We start from the raw sequence: 17,198 nt of genomic DNA on the forward strand, positions 1-17,198 counted from the left end.
GGGCAATGTGCAGCAACGTTATTTGCGAATATCGTGTGCGGTGTCGTTTTCGCGGCAATCGCCTTCAGCGCAGTGGCCGTAGAGGTAAAGGCTGTGGTTGGTCAGGCGGATCCCGTGCTGAGCGGCGATTTCACGCTGACGTAATTCAATAGAATCATCGCTGAATTCAATCACTTTGCCGCAGTCGAGGCAGATCAGGTGATCGTGGTGATGCTGCTGCGTCAGTTCAAAAACAGATTTACCGCCTTCGAAATTATGACGGGTCACAATACCGGCGTCATCGAACTGGTTAAGCACGCGGTAGACCGTCGCCAGGCCAATCTCTTCGCCCATGTCGATCAGTCGTTTGTATAAATCTTCCGCACTGACATGGTGGTTGTCAGGTCCCTGGAGTACCTCAAGGATCTTTAACCGAGGAAGCGTGACTTTCAGGCCAGCCTTCTTTAGTGCGGTGTTATTGTCAGTCATGCGGAATCTGTCCTGTAGCTAAACGATTCACTTCCAAAATGGAAGTTAATGAGAATGACGTTGAGTTAATGCGTCTCATTATAGAACTGCCATGCCTAAATGAAAACTGCAAGTCCTCAAGCAAAGTATGCGTATAAAACGTGGTGTCACTAACAAACCCGTAAGCAATCACGTTCAATCAGGGGATATTGTACAGGTATGCGTGCGAAAGTTAAAAAATTGTAGCAATTATTTTGATTGGTTATATCTATTAATGCGGCGCAGCCAACAGGTTACGCCGCACAAAAATCAGGCGTTGATGATCTCATCTAAATGAAGTTCTTCAGAAATCTGCTTCACCCATTTTTCCACGCGCTCAGCGGTCAGTTCCGGCTGGCGGTCTTCATCAATGGCCAGACCGACGAAGTGGTCGTCGTCCGCCAGACCTTTGGAGGCTTCGAAATGGTAGCCCGCGGTCGGCCAGTGACCGACGATAGTCGCGCCGCGCGGCTCAATGATGTCGCGGATGGTGCCCAGCGCATCGCAGAAATATTCCGCGTAGTCTTCCTGGTCGCCACAGCCGAACAGGGCGACTAATTTGCCGTTAAAATCGACCTCTTCCAGCGTCGGGAAGAAATCGTCCCAGTCGCACTGCGCTTCACCATAGTACCAGGTCGGGATGCCCAGCAGCAGAATATCGTAACCTTCGAGATCTTCTTTGCTGCTTTTGGCGATGTCATGCACGTCCGCAACATCTTTACCAAGCTGCTTTTGGATCATTTTCGCGATATTTTCGGTATTACCCGTGTCGCTGCCGAAAAAAATGCCTGTGATTGCCATGAGTAAAATAACCTCTTGAAACTTAATGATATGGTGGTGGCGCAATGCCCACGGATAAGGGCAATCATAGCAGAACAGAGAAGGACGCGGAAACTGCAAACGCCTCAGACTGCACTCTGTGCTACATGAAAGTGATATTTAGCGGGATTTTCAGACTATCCCCTGGCCGCGCAGCAGCGCGAGCTGGGCCATTAAAAGCTCCTCAATCAGCTCGCTACGGCTGATGTCACGATCCTCGGCCAGTTCATTTAAGGCTTCGACGGCGTCCGCGTTCAGTTTTAGCTCGACGCGTTTGAGTCCACGAACCTTATCGCGTTTCAGCTGATTCCGCTTATTAATGCGCAACTGTTCGTCACGCGAATGCGGATTCGTTTTCGGTCGTCCTGGGCGACGATCATTCGCGAACAGATCGAGTGTCGTGCGGTCCGTTTGTTCTTTAGCCATGATTTTGAGTGACGTCGGGGGAAAAACAAGCTGCCTGGTGGAGGCCCTGCGCAATTAGCGCGCCATCATACATCAGGGAGAGGGGCACGCCAACGACCGGGCGCGTCGCGGCGCTCGGTCGCCGGGTTTTTAATCAACTGGCATTATCAGCAAGATAGCGACGGATCGCCCGCAGTACGGCATCGGGTTTTTCCGCATGCACCCAGTGCCCGGCACCGGCGACCACATGCGCCCGCGCCTGCGGGAATTGCGCCAGCAGCGCATTACGGTACGCATCGGTCACGTAAGAGGAATTGCCGCCGCGAATAAACAGGGCTGGTTTATCGAAGGCAGGGACGGTTGTCCAGCCGATGATGTTCTCATACTGGTCCCAGAGTACCGGCACGTTAAAGCGCCACCCGCCGTCGGCCCAGGATTTAAGCAGAAACTGGATCACGCCTTCTTCATCCAGATGTTCGCGCATCACGGCGGCGGCCTGCTGGCGGGTACTCACCTGCGCCTGTGTCACCGCATTGATAGCGGTAAAAATCTCGTCGTGGCGGCGCACCTGGTAATCCACCGGGGCAATATCAATCGCCACCAGCCTGTCGATGCGTTCGGGGGCCAGCGCGGTCAGCGCCATCACCGCTTTACCGCCCATGGAGTGACCAATAAAGGTGGCTTTTTCGATCCCTGATTCGTCAAGGGTATCCAGCAGATCCTGCGCCATCGCCGGGTAGGTCATCTCCGGCGAACGCGGGGAAAGACCGTGGTTGCGCATATCCACCTGTACCACGTCGTGGTCGCTAATCAGATCGCGGGCTAAGATCCCGAGGTTATCCAGGCTGCCAAACAGGCCGTGAACAAGGACGATGGGAGAATTGTTGTGCGATTGTTGTGCAGTTTGCGCGCGGGCATTCAATTTCATGGCAAAGTTCTTTTTTTCGCTCTCTCAGGTTAGGGTATCATGTTGACCATTCTGCCGCCCGGCTGCAAGGGATCATCTTTATCTGACTTTTGCGTCAGAAAAGCCTGGCCGCTATCCGCTGTTGAGATTTGCCCCTATAATCTCAATGACTTGTATTCAGAAAAGTGACCTCACTGGATTAAGATGAAAACGATCGAAGTTGATGATGAACTCTATACCTACATTGCCAGCCACACGAAACACATTGGCGAGAGTGCATCCGACATTTTAAGGCGCATGCTGAAGTTTTCAGCCGCCGCGCAGTCTGCGGCCCCTGTGACCAAAGCCGCGCCGGCTGCCGCTGTCAGCCCTGCCCCTGATGTCGTCTCCAACCCGGTAAAAGATAAAGTCCGCGCCATGCGTGAACTGCTGCTCTCTGACGAATATGCCGATCAGAAGCGCGCGGTTAATCGTTTTATGCTGGTGCTGTCTACACTGTATTCACTGGATGCAAAAGGTTTCGCCGACGCCACCGAGTCATTACATGGCCGTACGCGCGTCTACTTTGCAGCAGATGCGAAGACGCTGCTGCAAAGCGGAAACCAGACCAAACCCAAAGAAGTGCCAGGCACACCTTACTGGGTGATCACTAACACTAATACGGGCCGTAAATGCGGCATGATCGAACACATCATGCAGTCGATGCAGTTCCCGGCGGAATTGATCGAAAAGGTTTGCGGCACAATTTAATCCTTGCATAAGAAGGACCAGGCAATGGCTAACCACCCCCGTGCAGGACAACCTGCACAGCAGAGCGATCTGATTAACGTCGCCCAACTTACCTCTCAGTACTATGTGCTGAAACCGGAAGTGGGTCATGCAGAACATGCGGTCAAATTCGGCACATCAGGCCACCGTGGCAGCGCTGCCCGTCACAGCTTTAACGAGCCGCACATTCTGGCTATCGCCCAGGCGATTGCGGAAAACCGCGCGAAAAACGGCATTACCGGTCCCTGCTATGTGGGTAAAGATACCCACGCGCTGTCAGAGCCTGCGTTTAACTCCGTGCTGGAAGTGCTGGCAGCCAACGGCGTGGACGTGGTGGTGCAGGAAAATAACGGCTATACGCCGACGCCTGCCGTATCCAATGCGATCCTGGAGCATAACAAAAAGGGTGGCGCTCAGGCCGACGGCATCGTCATCACCCCGTCGCACAACCCGCCGGAAGATGGCGGCATCAAATACAATCCGCCTAACGGTGGCCCGGCCGATACCAACGTCACCAAAGTGGTGGAAGATCGCGCCAACCAGCTGCTGGCCGATGGCCTGAAAGACGTGAAGCGCCTGTCGCTGGATGCGGCGATGGCGTCCGGTCATATTAAAGAACAGGATCTGGTGCAGCCGTTTATCGAAGGGCTGGCGGAGATCGTGGATATGGCGGCGATCCAGAAAGCGGGCCTGACGCTGGGCGTCGATCCGCTGGGCGGCTCCGGTATCGAATACTGGAAACGCATCGCCAGCCACTACAATCTGAACCTGACCATCGTGAACGATCAGGTCGATCAGACCTTCCGCTTTATGCACCTTGATAAAGACGGCGCGATCCGTATGGACTGCTCCTCTGAGTGCGCGATGGCGGGCTTGCTGGCCCTGCGCGATAAGTTCGATCTGGCGTTTGCCAATGACCCGGACTATGACCGTCACGGTATCGTCACGCCTGCTGGCCTGATGAACCCGAACCATTATCTTGCTGTCGCCATCAACTACCTGTTCCAGCATCGCCCGCAGTGGGGCCAGGATGTTGCCGTCGGTAAAACCCTGGTCTCTTCGGCGATGATCGACCGCGTGGTGGACGCGCTGGGCCGTAAGCTGGTGGAAGTGCCGGTGGGCTTTAAGTGGTTCGTGGATGGTCTGTACGACGGCAGCTTCGGCTTCGGCGGCGAAGAGAGCGCGGGCGCGTCCTTCCTGCGCTTCGACGGCACGCCGTGGTCGACGGATAAAGACGGCATCATCATGTGCCTGCTGGCGGCGGAAATCACCGCGGTAACGGGTAAAAACCCGCAGCAGCATTATGACGAGCTGGCCGCGCGCTTTGGTGCGCCGAGCTACAACCGTTTACAGGCGTCTGCCTCTTCAGCGCAAAAAGCGGCATTGTCGAAGCTGTCGCCGGAAATGGTCAGCGCCGACACCCTGGCAGGCGATCCGATCACTGCGCGTCTGACCGCGGCGCCGGGTAACGGCGCGTCCATCGGCGGGCTGAAAGTGATGACCGAAAACGGCTGGTTTGCGGCGCGTCCGTCCGGTACGGAAGATGCGTACAAGATTTACTGCGAAAGCTTCCTCGGTGAAGAGCACCGTAAGCTGATCGAGAAAGAAGCGGTAGAGATTGTCAGCGAAGTTCTGAAAAACGCGTGATCCTGTTGCCGGGTGGCGCTGCGCTTACCCGGCCTACATGGCTGAAAAACGCGTGATCTTGTTGCCGGGTGGCGGCTTCGCCTTACCCGGCCTACATAATTACGACGACATCCCGTAGGCCCGGCAAGCCTGCGCCGCCGGGCGAACAACACCAAAGCCTCCCTTTACCGGGAGGCTTTTTTTCAGCCGTGCTTATCTTTGAGCTCAAAGCGCGGCGACACCAGCCCGTACAGCGTCCAGCCCATAAAGGTCACGATCGCGCCATACAGCATCGCTTCCGGCCCGGAGGAGTAGAGCGCATAGAAGCTGTAGAGCGCGCCCATCAGCGCCACCACGTTAGCGGCCTTCGCTTTACGCGGATCCACCTTCGCCACCTTCTGAATGATCACCAGTGCCGCCATCGACAGAATATACGGAATGATGTTGGTCACCACCGCCAGATTCACCAGCACGTTGAACTGTTTGTTCAGCGACGGGCTGATGGTCATCAGCGACAGTCCACTCTGAATAATGACAATGGTCAGCATTCCTTTTACCGGCGCATCCGCTTTACTCACCTTCGAGAAGATTTTCGGGAAATAGCCTTCATCAGCGGAAGATTTGAACACCTGCGCGATAGTGAACTGCCAGCCAAGCAGCGAACCGCAGCAGGACATCACCATCAGCCCCATGATCACTTTCCCGACGCCGGGCGTGAACATCTGCGAAAAAGCCAGCCCGAACGGGGCAGTGGAGTTTGCCAGATCCATATTCGGCACAATTCCCGCGATGACGTTGGTGGAGACGACATAAATTACCGCCGCCCCCAGGGTGCCGCCCATCACCGCGATGGGCACGTTGCGCTCCGGGTTTTCCACCACCTCGGTATTAGCGCAGGCGGATTCCAGCCCCAGAAAAGCCCACAGCGTCATGGCAATGGACGACCCCACGGCATCAAAGAACGGCACCTGATGCGGGTTCCAGGACTGAGCGTACATCTCCGGGCTGAACCAGAACCAGCCGATCACCGACAGACCGATCACCGGAATGATCACTCCCCAGATGGTGATACTGCTGAGCTGCCCGGTAATGCGCGCGCCGCCAAAGTTCGCCACCGTGCAGATCCACAGTACGCAAATGGTGGCGATACCGATCTGCACCGGGCTGAGCGTGGCGCCGAGCAGTTCGCTGCCGTAGCCGACGGCGGAAATAGCGATGGCGACGTTAGCAATCAGCAGCGATACGCCATAGGTGTAGTTCGCCATAAAGTTGCCGGACTTGCCGAAAGCGTACTCCGCGTAACCGCCCATTCCCCCGGACTTGCGGCTGAACATCCCGCATTTGGCGAACGCCCACGCCAGCGCCGTGGAGCCGACTGCCGTCACCAGCCAGGAGATAATCGAGATGGTGCCCACTTCCGCAAGCTTGGTGGGCAGCATAATAATGCCGGAGCCCATCATATTGACCATCGTCAGAATGGTGAGCGGCACAACGCCCATCTTGTTGGATTTGCTCATAATGTTTCCCCTTTCAACAGCGCCGGTTCAGCGGTTTGCGGCTTAATGACGTAGCACCACACCTGTTTACGTCCGTCGATCTCTTTGATGTAGACACCCTGGAGTTCCGGCGCAAAGCCAGGCAGCAGATTGATGCCTTCTTCCAGCGCGGCGAAGTAACGCAGCACCGCGCCGCCCCAGATCTCGCCAGGCACCACGCACAGCACCCCCGGCGGGTAGGGGAGCGCCCCTTCCGCGGCGATCCGCCCCTCGGCATCGCGCAGCGTCACCAGCTCCACTTCGCCACGGATATAGGCGTAGTTTGCCGCCTGCGGATTCATCTTCACCGGCGGGAAGTGATCTTTTCGGAACATCTCTTTTTGCAGCTGTTTGACGTTGTTACGCGCATAGAGATCGTGCATCTCCTGACACAGCTGGCGCAGCGTATAGCCTTCATAACGCTGCTGATGCTGGCGATAGAGCGACGGCAGCACCTCCTGCATCGGCGCATCGTTTTCCAGCAGTTTCTCGAACTGCACCAGTTGCGATACCAGTTGCTGAAGTTTGCCCATGCCTTCCGCCGGGGTGAGCAGGAAGAGGATCGAGTTCAGATCGCACTTCTCTGGCACGATGGCGTTCTCACGCAGATAGTTCGCCAGAATGGTGGCCGGGACGCCAAAGCTCTCGTACTCGCCGGTACGGGCGTTGATGCCCGGCGTGGTGAGCAGCAGTTTGCAGGGATCGACAAAATACTGATGCGGCGCGTAGCCTTCGAAGGCGTGCCAGTTTTCCCCCGGCACGAAATGGAAGAAGCGCAGATCGCGGCAAATGTCGTGCGTCTCGAAGGTTTCCCACGGACGGCCATCGACGGTGGCGGGCACAAAGGGGCGGATGAACTTGCAGTTTTGCAGGATCATTTTGCGCGCTTCCACGCCCTGTTCGACGCAGCGCATCCACATCCGCCTGCCGCTTTCGCCTTCATGCATCCGGGCGTTAACGTCCAGCGCGGCAAACAGCGGATAAAACGGGCTGGTGGAGGCGTGCATCATAAAGGCGTTATTGAGGCGCTTATGGGGCACATAGCGCGGCTGGCCTTTGATATGGCTGTCTTTTTTATGGATCTGCGAGGTCTGGGAAAATCCGGCCTGCTGTTTATGCACCGACTGGGTAACGAGAATGCCCGGATCCTTTTCATTCAGTTCCAGCAGCAGCGGCGAGCAGTCGGCCATCATCGGGATAAACTGCTCGTAGCCGACCCAGGCCGAATCAAACAGGATGTAATCGCACAGATGCCCGATCTTATCCACCACCTGACGCGCGTTATAAATGGTGCCGTCATAAGTGCCAAGCTGGATCACCGCCAGGCGGAACGGGCGGGGCGTATTCCTGTGTTGCGGGGCAACTTCCGCAATCTGCTCGCGCAGATAGTTTTCTGCAAAACAGTGGGCGTCTATGCCGCCGATAAAACCGTAGGGGTTACGCGCCGTTTCCAGATACACCGGCGTCGCCCCGGCCTGCAACAGCGCGCCGTGGTGGTTGGATTTGTGGTTATTACGGTCGAACAGCACCAGATCCCCCGGCGTCAGCAGCGCATTGAGCACCACTTTATTCGCCGATGAGGTGCCGTTAAGCACGAAATAGGTTTTATCGGCATTAAAGACTTTTGCCGCGTGCTGCTGGGCAATGCAGGGTGCGCCTTCATGGATCAGTAAATCGCCCATAGCCACATCGGCATTACAGAGATCCGCGCGGAACAGCGTCTCGCCGAAGAAATCGACAAACTGATTACCGGCAGGATGGCGGCGAAAGAATTGTCCGCCCTGATGGCCGGGGCAATCAAAGGCGCTGTTTCCCTGTTTTACGTAATCCACTAACGCGCTGAAAAACGGCGGACGTAAGGCGCGCTCATATTTTTGCGCGGCGGCTTCGAGCTGGCGGCCATAATAATCATGGCAGGCATCCTGATATTCAAATACCCCCTGAATGCGCGCCAGATACTCCGACGGCACAAATTCCCCTTCATGGCTGACGACAAAAAGCGGAATACCAAAACCGGTTTCCTCTATTTCTTCGACGAACCCTTTATAAATATCGTTAATGGATAATACGACCGCGGCGACATCCATATAATCGGTGTCGTTAACATTTACTATTTCACGCTGGGTGGTAAAACAGTCCGGACAGGCGCGGCTGACCGCAATTTTTAAGCGTTGCATAATCTTTCCTTGTTTAAATGGACAGGGCGTCCAGCAACTCCCGTAAGGGGAATTGATATGATTTTTAAATAAGCGTCAGCGCCGGAAAATAAACTCCGGGGAAAACGTTATTTTTATTTATGTTGGGTATGCACGAAACCAGACGTCAGCTAACTCGCTGAAATCAGGAAAAGAAGGCAGACCCGAAACCAGAACGGTTATCGGGCGTTAAAGAAATGGAAGTCGAAGCTGTTACGGTGGGCAAACATCATAATATGGGTGGTGCGTCTTATATGGGGCATCAGCCTGCTGTTGTTTTCCATAATAAAATCCTTTTGCTGTTTGAAAGCGCGGTCATTTTATCCTGGAAATACGGGTAGTCTGTGAGGGCGATCAACAAAAACAGCGCAGATCAGAAATATTTAGTCGGTAAAAGTGAATAATGCAGTACGGATCGCCTGGTGGCATTAGAAAGTTAATTAGATGTTATAAAGCTGCTTTTAATATATTTTTGCTTTTTTATTCAGTTGCTGGAAATAAATGGCCTGTGGGCCACAGATAAATGAATAAAGCGGGCAGGATTGCGTCTTTTTATTCAAACGCAAGAGAAGACGTGTTAACAGGGACGCTTACAGCATAAAACGATAGCCGATGCCGGTTTCCGTTAACAGGTGACGCGGGCGCGCCGGATCGCTTTCCAGCTTCTGCCGCAGGTGGCCCATATAGATGCGCAGATAGTGGCTGTGCTCAACGGCATTCGGCCCCCACACCTGGCTTAGCAGCTGGCGCTGGGTCAGCACTTTGCCGTGATTATTTAACAGCACCGCCAGCAGGCGAAACTCAATGGGCGTGAGGTGGATCTCTTCGTCATTACGGGTAATGCGCCGCGCCGCCAGATCGACCTGAATATCGGAAAAACTGACCAGCGGATCGCTTTGCCGCGCCCCGGCATGACGGCGCAGCGCCACCCGCAGGCGCGCCTGTAACTCGCCAATGCCGAACGGCTTGCTGAGATAATCGTCGGCACCGGCATCGAGGGCGGCGATCTTGTCGCTCTCCTCAATGCGCGCCGACAGCACCAGTACCGGCACCTGGCTCCACTGGCGCAGATCGCGAATAAAATCAATGCCGTCGCCGTCCGGCAGGCCGAGGTCAAGGATCACCAGGTCGGGCTTGCGCGTGGCGGCTTCGAGCAGACCGCGCTGTAAGGTTCCGGCATCGTAAACGCGCAGGCCATCGGCCTCCAGCGCGGTGCGCAGAAAGCGGACAATGGCCTGTTCATCTTCAACAATGAGTACGCTTATCACAGATCCTCGGGGAGTTCAGTCAGGGCCGGGGGCGATCCCTGCGGCAGTGTAACACAGAAGCAGGCCCCGCCTTCCGGGCGGTTAGCGGCGGTAATAGTGCCGCCGTGCACGCTGACAATCGCCTGGCAAATGGCCAGCCCCAGCCCGACGCCGGGAATAGCCGACTCTTTATGACCACGGGCAAATTTATCAAAAATACTCGCCTGTTGCCCCTCCGGAATGCCGGGGCCGTTATCCCATACCGCCAGCCGGAATTCCTCTTTTTCGACACGGGCGGAAATGCCGATCTGCGCCGTCGGCCCGGCGTATTTCAGGGCGTTTTCCAGCAGATTGATCAGCACCCGCTCAAACAACGGCCCGTCGATATGCACCAGCATCAGCGGATCCGGCATCTCAAGGGCGATCTGCCGGCTGCCGGGCAGCGCCTCCATGGTGCGTAGCGCGCTGCCGATCACTTCTTCCAGCGTCAGCCACTCCTTTTTAAGATTAAAGCCGCCGGACTGAATACGCGCCATATCCAGCAGATTATTCACCAGCCGCGTGGTGTTCAGCACATGCTGACGGATTTCACTGGCCTGGGTGGCGTGGGGCGAGCCTTCGCTGGCCAGATCCAGCGTCAGGATCTCCGCCTGGCCGAACAGCACCGTCAGCGGCGTACGCAGGTCATGGGACAGCGCCGCCAGCAGCGCATTGCGCACGCTCTCCCGCTCGCTCGCCAGCCGCGATTGCTGTTCGCTGGCGGTGAGCGCCAGCCGCTCCAGGGCGTTCGCCACCAGCAGGGTGAAGGTTTCCAGCAACCGCTGCTGTTCAGGGATCATCAGCTGGCGCAGGCTGGTGGGCTCCACCACCACCAGGCCGCGGGTTTTATCGGCGCTGTTCAGCGGCAAAATTTGATAGGGCACGCCGGGCAGCGTATCGGTGCCCGCGCCCGCAGGCTGGCCTTTGGTAAAGCTCCACTGTGCGATGGCGTCATCCCAGGGCGTCAGCCCCGGCTGGCGGGTGAGGGCGGTCAGCGCGCCGTCCGGTCCGGCGATCAGCAGCTGGCTTTGCGCGTGAAAGGTGGAGCGGATAAAGGCTTCGCTGGTGGCGGCGATATCTCGCTCGTTACGTCCGGCGGCCAGCGCTTTCGACAGCTCATACAGATGCCGGGTACGCTGCTCGCGGTAACGCGCCACCCGCGCCTGGTAACGCACGCCCGCGGTGAGATTACCGATCACCAGCCCGACGGTGAGCATGACGCCGAAGGTCAGCAGATACTGCACGTCCGACACCGCCAGGGTGCCGCGCGGGGCGATGAAAAACAGATCGAAGCTGACCACGTTAATCACCGTCGCCAGCACCGACGGCCAGCGGCCATAAAACAGCGCGACTATCACCACGCCCAGCAGGTAGAGCATCACCAGGTTAGCGGCGTCAAAGGCCATCAGCCACTGGCTGGCGATCAGGGTGATCAGCGCGCACAGCCCGACGGCCACCAGCGTACCGGTGAGCTGCACGCGCCAGCGATCCAGCCACGGCCGGGTGTCCGTCGTACGGGCGGCGGCAGGGGCGGGTTTATCTTCCAGCGCGACGATCATCAAATCCAGATCGGGAGCCAGCCGCGCCAGCCTTTCGGCAAAGGTTTCATGCTGCCAGAAACGGCGCGACGCGCGGCGGCCGGTGATAATTTTGCCGAGATTATGCTCACGGGCGTAGCGGACAATCGCTTTTTCCTGCTGCGGATCCGCAAGGGTGGCGGTTTCCGCGCCCAGTTCCTGAGCTAAACGTAACGCGCTGAGAATAGCGCGGCGCTGCGCTTCCGGCAGTTTGTGCAGAGTGGGGGTTTCAACATATACCGCATGCCATTCGCTGCCGAGTTTGGCCGCCAGACGCGCGGCAGTACGCACCAGTTTTTCATTGCCGGTACCGTGACCGATGCACAGCAAAATGGCGTCCCGCGTATGCCAGACTTTCTCCTCGCCGGGGCGACCGCGAAAGGCGCGCATCTGCGAATCCACCCGGTCGGCGGTGCGGCGCAGCGCCAGCTCGCGCAGGGCGATCAGATTGCCTTTACGGAAAAAGTGTTCGATGGCGCGCTCGGCCTGGCCGCCGAAGTAGACTTTGCCGTCGTGCAGGCGCTGGCGCAGATCGTCCGGCGGCAGATCCACCAGCACCACTTCGTCGGCGGCATCAAAAAAGGGATCCGGCACGGTTTCCCGCACCTGGATCCCGGTGACGCCGCTGACCACATCGTTAAGGCTTTCCAGATGCTGCACATTGACGGTGGTGAACACATCGATGCCCGCTTCCAGCAGCTCCTCGACATCCTGCCAGCGTTTTGGATGGCGTGAGCCGGGCGCATTGGTGTGCGCCAGCTCATCCATTAAGATCAGCGCCGGACGCCGCGCCAGGGCGGCATCCAGGTCAAACTCATCCAGCTCCCGCCGACGGTGAGCGATACGGCGGGGCGGCAGCGTCGCCAGCCCCGTCAGCATCGCCGCGGTTTCCGGGCGGCCGTGGGTTTCCACCACGCCGATTAAAATATCCAGCCCCTGCGCCCGCAGGCGCTGCGCTTCCGCCAGCATGGCGAAGGTTTTGCCGACCCCGGCGCAGGCGCCAAAAAACACCTTCAGCTTGCCGCGATGGGGGGCAGCAGCCTGCTCCAGCAGGCGGTCGGGATCCGGGCGCAACGGCTCGTCTGTCATTCAGGATTATCCTTAAGCGCGTCCAGCGCGAGGTTTAACTCAACGATATTCACCACCGGCTCGCCGCTAAACGCGATGAGCGGCTGCTGCGTATGGCGTTCGACCAGCTGCGACAGCACCTGTGCCGACAGCCCACGGGCCTGCGCCACGCGCGGGATCTGCCAGCGCACCGCCGCAGGGCTGAGACCATAATCCAGCCCGCTCGACGAGGCGGTGACCAGCTCTACCGGCACGCGCTGATCCGCCTGCGGGTTGGCCGCCCGCAGCGCGGCGACGCGCTCACGGATCGCCGTATCCAGCGCCGGATTGCTGGCCGCCAGATTACTGCCGCCGGACGCCAGCGGATTATAAGGCGAATCTGAAGTTACAGAAGGGCGACCGTGAAAATATCCCGGCGCGCTAAAGTTTTGCCCGATCAGCCGCGAGCCACGAACCTCATCTTCCACGCGGATCAGCGAGCCGTTCGCCTGGTCGCGGAACCACCACTGGCCCAGCACGGTAGTGACCAGCGGGTACAGCCCGCCGGTGATCAAGGTTAAGAATAACAACAGCAGAACAGCAGGACGTAAAACAGCCATTTTCAGGATCCTTACACCAGACCGGTGAGCGACAACAGCAGGTCAATCAGCTTGATGCCGATAAAGGGCACCACCAGGCCGCCGAGACCGTAAATCCACAGGTTACGGCGCAGCATGGCGGAGGCGCTCAGGGGCTTATAGCTCACGCCTTTCAGCGCCAGCGGAATGAGAAACACGATGATCAGCGCGTTAAAGATCACCGCGCTTAAAATCGCCGACGCCGGGGAGTGCAGGTGCATCACGTTCAGCGCGTTCAGCTGCGGATAGGTCACCGCGAACGCCGCCGGGATAATGGCGAAATACTTCGCCACGTCGTTGGCGATACTGAAAGTGGTGAGCGAGCCGCGCGTCATCAGCATCTGTTTACCGATATGCACCACTTCGATGAGCTTGGTGGGGTTGGAGTCCAGATCCACCATGTTACCCGCCTCTTTCGCGGCCTGGGTACCGGAGTTCATCGCCACCGCCACATCTGCCTGCGCCAGCGCCGGGGCGTCGTTGGTGCCGTCGCCGGTCATCGCCACCAGGCGGCCATCGGACTGATACTGACGGATCAGCGCCAGTTTCGCTTCCGGCGTCGCTTCCGCGAGGAAATCATCGACGCCCGCTTCGGCGGCAATAGCCGCAGCGGTCAGGCGGTTATCGCCGGTGATCATCACCGTTTTGATACCCATGGCGCGCAGCTGGGCGAAACGCGCCTTGATGCCGCCTTTGACGATATCTTTCAGGGCGATGACGCCGAGCACCGTGGCGCCGTCTGCCACCACCAGCGGCGTGGAGCCCTGACGGGCGACGGTTTCCACCAGCGCGTCGACATCCGGCGGAAAGTGGCCGCCGTTAGCCTCGATATGGCGGCGCAGCGCATCCACCGAGCCTTTACGGATCAGGCGATCCTGAATATTGATGCCGCTCATGCGCGTCTGGGCGGTGAAGGGCACGAAAGTCGCATTCAGGCTCTGAATATCCCGCTCGCGCAGATTAAAGCGCTGACGGGCGAGGATCACGATGCTGCGGCCTTCCGGCGTTTCATCCGCCAGCGAGGAGAGCTGCGCGGCGTCTGCCAGCGCCCGTTCTTCCACCCCTTTTACCGGCAGGAAGGCGGAGGCCTGACGGTTGCCGAGGGTGATGGTGCCGGTTTTATCCAGCAACAGCACATCGACATCGCCCGCCGCTTCCACCGCGCGCCCGCTGGTGGCGATCACGTTTGCCCCCAGCATACGGCTCATCCCCGCCACGCCGATGGCGGATAACAGCCCGCCGATGGTGGTCGGTATCAGACAGACCAGCAGCGCCACCAGCACCGTCACGCTGACCGCCGTGCCGCCGTAAGCCGAGAACGGCCACAGGGTCGCCGTCGCCAGCAGGAAGACGATGGTCAGCGCCACCAGCAGAATGGTCAGCGCGATTTCGTTCGGCGTTTTGCGGCGTTGCGCGCCTTCCACCATGGCGATCATGCGATCAAGGAAGGTTTCGCCAGGGTTAACGCTGCACTGGATCACCAGCCAGTCAGAAAGAATGCGTGTGCCGCCGGTCACCGAGGCAAAATCGCCGCCGGATTCGCGGATCACCGGCGCGGATTCACCGGTAATGGCGCTTTCATCCACCGACGCGCCGCCTTCGATCACTTCGCCGTCGCAGGGGATAATGTCACCGGCTTCCACCAGCACAATATCGCCCTTGCGCAGATCGGCTGCGGGCACTTGATCCTGCTGCGCATCGTGACGCGGGGCGCGCAGCTTGCGGGCAAACGCCGTTTTCTGCACCCCTTTCAGGCTGTTGGCCTGGGCTTTACTGCGGCCCTCCGCCAGCGCTTCGGCAAAGTTGGCGAACAATACGGTAAACCACAGCCAGAGGCTGATGGTGCCGGTAAATCCGGCGCTGCCCGACATCTGCCCGGTGGCCATCGCCACACACAGCAGGGTGGTGAGCAGACTGCCCAGCCAGACCATAAACATCACCGGGTTGCGCCACTGCGCACGCGGGCTTAATTTGCGGAAAGAATCTAAAAGTGCCTGACGAACCAGCGCGGGTTCGAGCAGGGCAAGTTGCTTGCGGCTCATTGTGTGCGCCTTAACGTAAGGAAAGATGTTCTGCGACCGGGCCTAAGGCCAGCGCGGGAATAAAGGTCAGCGCACCCACCAGCAGCACGGTGCCGATCAGCAGACCGACAAACAATGCGCCGTGCGTGGGCAGGGTGCCGTTACCGGCGGGCTGGCGTTTTTTCATCACCAGCGATCCGGCGATAGCCATGACCGGGATGATCACCCCGAAGCGCCCGGCGAACATGCAGACCGCCAGCAGGCAGTTCCAGAACGGGGTGTTGGCGCTCAGTCCGGCAAAGGCGCTGCCGTTGTTGTTCGCGGCAGAGGATACCGCATACAGCACTTCGCTGAAGCCGTGGGTGCCGGGGTTTAACATGCCTGCGCGTCCGGCCTCGGTCATCATCGCCAGCGCGGTGCCGAGCAGCACCAGCAGCGGGGTGACGAGGATTGCCAGCGCGGTCATTTTCATCTCGCGGACATCGATTTTTTTGCCGAGGTATTCCGGCGTGCGGCCAATCATCAGCCCGGCGATAAACACCGCCAGCAGGACGAACAGCAACATGCCGTACAGACCGGATCCGACGCCGCCGAACACCACTTCGCCGATCTGCATCAGCCACAGCGGGATCATGCCGCCCAGCGCAGTGAAAGAGTCATGCATGGCGTTCACCGCGCCGCAGGAGGCCGCCGTGGTGACCACTGCATACAGGCTGCTCGCCAGAATGCCGAAGCGACTCTCTTTGCCTTCCATATTGATATGACTGTCTGCGCCGAACGCCGTAAGGTTTGCGTTACCGTGCAGCTCGGCCCACATCACCAGCGCAACGCAGACCACGAAGATGATCGACATCGCCCACAGGATCATATGACCCTGGCGTTTATCGCCGACCGCGTCGCCAAAGGCGAAGCAGAGCGCGGCGGGGATGATAAAGATCGCCAGCATCTGCACCAGGTTGGTCAGCGCGGTGGGGTTTTCGAACGGATGCGAGGAGTTGGCGTTAAAGAAACCGCCGCCGTTGGTGCCCAGCAGTTTAATGGCTTCCTGCGAGGCCACCGGCCCCATCGGCAGCATCGACTTCGCCCCTTCCAGCGAAGTAAAGGGGTGATAGGCATCGACGTTTTGCAGCACGCCCTGTTGCATAAAGAACAGCGCCAGCAGCAGCGAGAGCGGCAGCAGGATCCACAGGGTAATGCGCGTCAGATCGACCCAGGCGTTACCCAGCGTATTAACGCTTTGTCGGGCGAACGCGCGGATCAGCGCAAAAAGCACCGCGATGCCGGTAGCGGCAGAGAGGAAGTTCTGTACCGTCAGCCCGACCATCTGGCTGAAATAGCTGAGCGTGCTTTCACCGGCATATGACTGCCAGTTGGTGTTAGCCACAAAACTCACTGCGGTATTCAGCGCCAGATGCCATGACAGGCCAGGCAGTTGCTGCGGGTTCAGCGGCAGATGATCCTGCACCATCAGCATCGCGAACAGCAGCGCCAGCCCGCAAATATTGATCGCAAGAATGGCGAACAGATATTGCCGCCAGTTCATCGGCGAGGGATTAATGCCCAGCCCGCGCCACAGCAGGTTTTCAACGCCCCCTGTGCCTGCAAGGGGCGCACCGCGCACCATTTTTGCCAGTACGCCGCCCAGCGGTCGTGCCAGCACCATCAGCACCAGCATAAAGCTGGCGATCAGTAAAAACGCCTGAGCCGCCATCAGAAGGCCTCCGCGTTTATCAGGGCGTAAACCAGATAGCCCAACAACAGGAAAACCAGTACCACACCGGTTATTACGCCTGCACTCACAATCCACCTCCAGGTGTCTTTTGTTAACGCAGTGAAGGTAGGATTTTCGGTGCAAAGATTTCGCAAAAATCAGGCGGGCGGGTGTAAA

General features: G+C 58.4%; 15 protein-coding genes. 2 read left to right on the forward strand and 13 right to left on the reverse strand.

Features of this window, described 5'->3' with window-relative positions; all coding sequences use genetic code 11:
- Nucleotides 1-18: 18 nt before the first annotated feature.
- From fur to ybfF, 4 genes are all read right to left on the reverse strand, one after another.
- A complete protein-coding gene (fur, locus tag ACQUTD_RS17995; protein WP_072567814.1) occupies nt 19-468 on the reverse strand; it encodes a ferric iron uptake transcriptional regulator in 450 nt (149 codons plus the stop codon).
- Nucleotides 469-756: 288 nt separating this feature from the next.
- Nucleotides 757-1,287: a flavodoxin FldA gene (gene fldA, locus ACQUTD_RS18000; RefSeq protein WP_181683537.1), complete on the reverse strand. Its 531-nt coding sequence runs from the start codon at nt 1,285-1,287 to the stop codon at nt 757-759.
- A 150-nt stretch (nt 1,288-1,437) separates the two neighbouring features.
- The gene (gene ybfE, locus ACQUTD_RS18005) at nt 1,438-1,731 is read right to left on the reverse strand and encodes a LexA regulated protein (protein WP_072567816.1); all 294 of its coding nucleotides are present in this window, start codon (nt 1,729-1,731) and stop codon (nt 1,438-1,440) included.
- Between the two features lie 133 nt (nt 1,732-1,864).
- On the reverse strand, nt 1,865-2,638 hold the full coding sequence (gene ybfF, locus ACQUTD_RS18010) for an esterase (protein ID WP_473276915.1): 774 nt from the start codon (nt 2,636-2,638) through the stop codon (nt 1,865-1,867).
- A gap of 183 nt (nt 2,639-2,821) precedes the next feature.
- Between ybfF and seqA the strand changes: the two genes are divergently transcribed.
- Nucleotides 2,822-3,367: a replication initiation negative regulator SeqA gene (gene seqA / locus ACQUTD_RS18015; protein ID WP_072567818.1), complete on the forward strand. Its 546-nt coding sequence runs from the start codon at nt 2,822-2,824 to the stop codon at nt 3,365-3,367.
- A gap of 24 nt (nt 3,368-3,391) precedes the next feature.
- On the forward strand, nt 3,392-5,032 hold the full coding sequence (gene pgm, locus ACQUTD_RS18020; protein WP_473276916.1) for a phosphoglucomutase (alpha-D-glucose-1,6-bisphosphate-dependent): 1,641 nt from the start codon (nt 3,392-3,394) through the stop codon (nt 5,030-5,032).
- A 182-nt stretch (nt 5,033-5,214) separates the two neighbouring features.
- On the opposite strand, the gene potE is transcribed toward pgm, so the two are convergent.
- From potE to kdpF, 9 genes are all read right to left on the reverse strand, one after another.
- Nucleotides 5,215-6,528 carry a putrescine-ornithine antiporter gene (gene potE / locus ACQUTD_RS18025; RefSeq protein ID WP_318373187.1) on the reverse strand — a complete coding sequence of 438 codons (1,314 nt, stop codon included), beginning with the start codon at nt 6,526-6,528 and terminating at the stop codon, nt 5,215-5,217.
- Nucleotides 6,525-8,723 (reverse strand): ornithine decarboxylase SpeF, encoded by a 2,199-nt coding sequence (gene speF / locus ACQUTD_RS18030; RefSeq protein WP_473276918.1) that lies wholly within the window; start codon nt 8,721-8,723, stop codon nt 6,525-6,527. The genes potE and speF overlap by 4 nt, the downstream gene beginning before the upstream one ends.
- A gap of 197 nt (nt 8,724-8,920) precedes the next feature.
- On the reverse strand, nt 8,921-9,025 hold the full coding sequence (gene speFL, locus ACQUTD_RS18035) for a leader peptide SpeFL (protein WP_110510109.1): 105 nt from the start codon (nt 9,023-9,025) through the stop codon (nt 8,921-8,923).
- A gap of 306 nt (nt 9,026-9,331) precedes the next feature.
- Nucleotides 9,332-10,009 carry a two-component system response regulator KdpE gene (gene kdpE, locus ACQUTD_RS18040; protein WP_318364618.1) on the reverse strand — a complete coding sequence of 226 codons (678 nt, stop codon included), beginning with the start codon at nt 10,007-10,009 and terminating at the stop codon, nt 9,332-9,334.
- Nucleotides 10,006-12,693, reverse strand: coding sequence for a two-component system sensor histidine kinase KdpD (gene kdpD / locus ACQUTD_RS18045; protein WP_473276921.1), 2,688 nt, complete (start codon nt 12,691-12,693; stop codon nt 10,006-10,008). The genes kdpE and kdpD overlap by 4 nt, the downstream gene beginning before the upstream one ends.
- Nucleotides 12,690-13,271, reverse strand: a complete 582-nt coding sequence (gene kdpC, locus ACQUTD_RS18050) for a potassium-transporting ATPase subunit KdpC (RefSeq protein WP_318364616.1) — start codon at nt 13,269-13,271, stop codon at nt 12,690-12,692. Before kdpC ends, kdpD begins: the two co-directional genes overlap by 4 nt.
- 11 nt (nt 13,272-13,282) lie before the next feature.
- Nucleotides 13,283-15,331, reverse strand: coding sequence for a potassium-transporting ATPase subunit KdpB (gene kdpB / locus ACQUTD_RS18055; protein ID WP_072567825.1), 2,049 nt, complete (start codon nt 15,329-15,331; stop codon nt 13,283-13,285).
- A 10-nt stretch (nt 15,332-15,341) separates the two neighbouring features.
- Nucleotides 15,342-17,021, reverse strand: coding sequence for a potassium-transporting ATPase subunit KdpA (kdpA, locus tag ACQUTD_RS18060; RefSeq protein WP_473276925.1), 1,680 nt, complete (start codon nt 17,019-17,021; stop codon nt 15,342-15,344).
- Nucleotides 17,021-17,110 (reverse strand): K(+)-transporting ATPase subunit F, encoded by a 90-nt coding sequence (kdpF, locus tag ACQUTD_RS18065; RefSeq protein WP_042392117.1) that lies wholly within the window; start codon nt 17,108-17,110, stop codon nt 17,021-17,023. The genes kdpA and kdpF overlap by 1 nt, the downstream gene beginning before the upstream one ends.
- Nucleotides 17,111-17,198 lie beyond the last annotated feature (88 nt).

Source organism: Enterobacter sp. K510, assembly GCF_055804875.1.

Bases quoted from the DNA above. Each gene is read 5' to 3' on its own strand.
- fur (WP_072567814.1), bottom strand. From the start codon at position 468: ATGACTGACAATAACACCGCACTAAAGAAGGCTGGCCTGAAAGTCACG.
- fldA (WP_181683537.1), bottom strand. From the start codon at position 1,287: ATGGCAATCACAGGCATTTTTTTCGGCAGCGACACGGGTAATACCGAA.
- ybfE (WP_072567816.1), bottom strand. From the start codon at position 1,731: ATGGCTAAAGAACAAACGGACCGCACGACACTCGATCTGTTCGCGAAT.
- ybfF (WP_473276915.1), bottom strand. From the start codon at position 2,638: ATGAAATTGAATGCCCGCGCGCAAACTGCACAACAATCGCACAACAAT.
- seqA (WP_072567818.1), top strand. From the start codon at position 2,822: ATGAAAACGATCGAAGTTGATGATGAACTCTATACCTACATTGCCAGC.
- pgm (WP_473276916.1), top strand. From the start codon at position 3,392: ATGGCTAACCACCCCCGTGCAGGACAACCTGCACAGCAGAGCGATCTG.
- potE (WP_318373187.1), bottom strand. From the start codon at position 6,528: ATGAGCAAATCCAACAAGATGGGCGTTGTGCCGCTCACCATTCTGACG.
- speF (WP_473276918.1), bottom strand. From the start codon at position 8,723: ATGCAACGCTTAAAAATTGCGGTCAGCCGCGCCTGTCCGGACTGTTTT.
- speFL (WP_110510109.1), bottom strand. From the start codon at position 9,025: ATGGAAAACAACAGCAGGCTGATGCCCCATATAAGACGCACCACCCAT.
- kdpD (WP_473276921.1), bottom strand. From the start codon at position 12,693: ATGACAGACGAGCCGTTGCGCCCGGATCCCGACCGCCTGCTGGAGCAG.
- kdpC (WP_318364616.1), bottom strand. From the start codon at position 13,271: ATGGCTGTTTTACGTCCTGCTGTTCTGCTGTTGTTATTCTTAACCTTG.
- kdpB (WP_072567825.1), bottom strand. From the start codon at position 15,331: ATGAGCCGCAAGCAACTTGCCCTGCTCGAACCCGCGCTGGTTCGTCAG.
- kdpA (WP_473276925.1), bottom strand. From the start codon at position 17,021: ATGGCGGCTCAGGCGTTTTTACTGATCGCCAGCTTTATGCTGGTGCTG.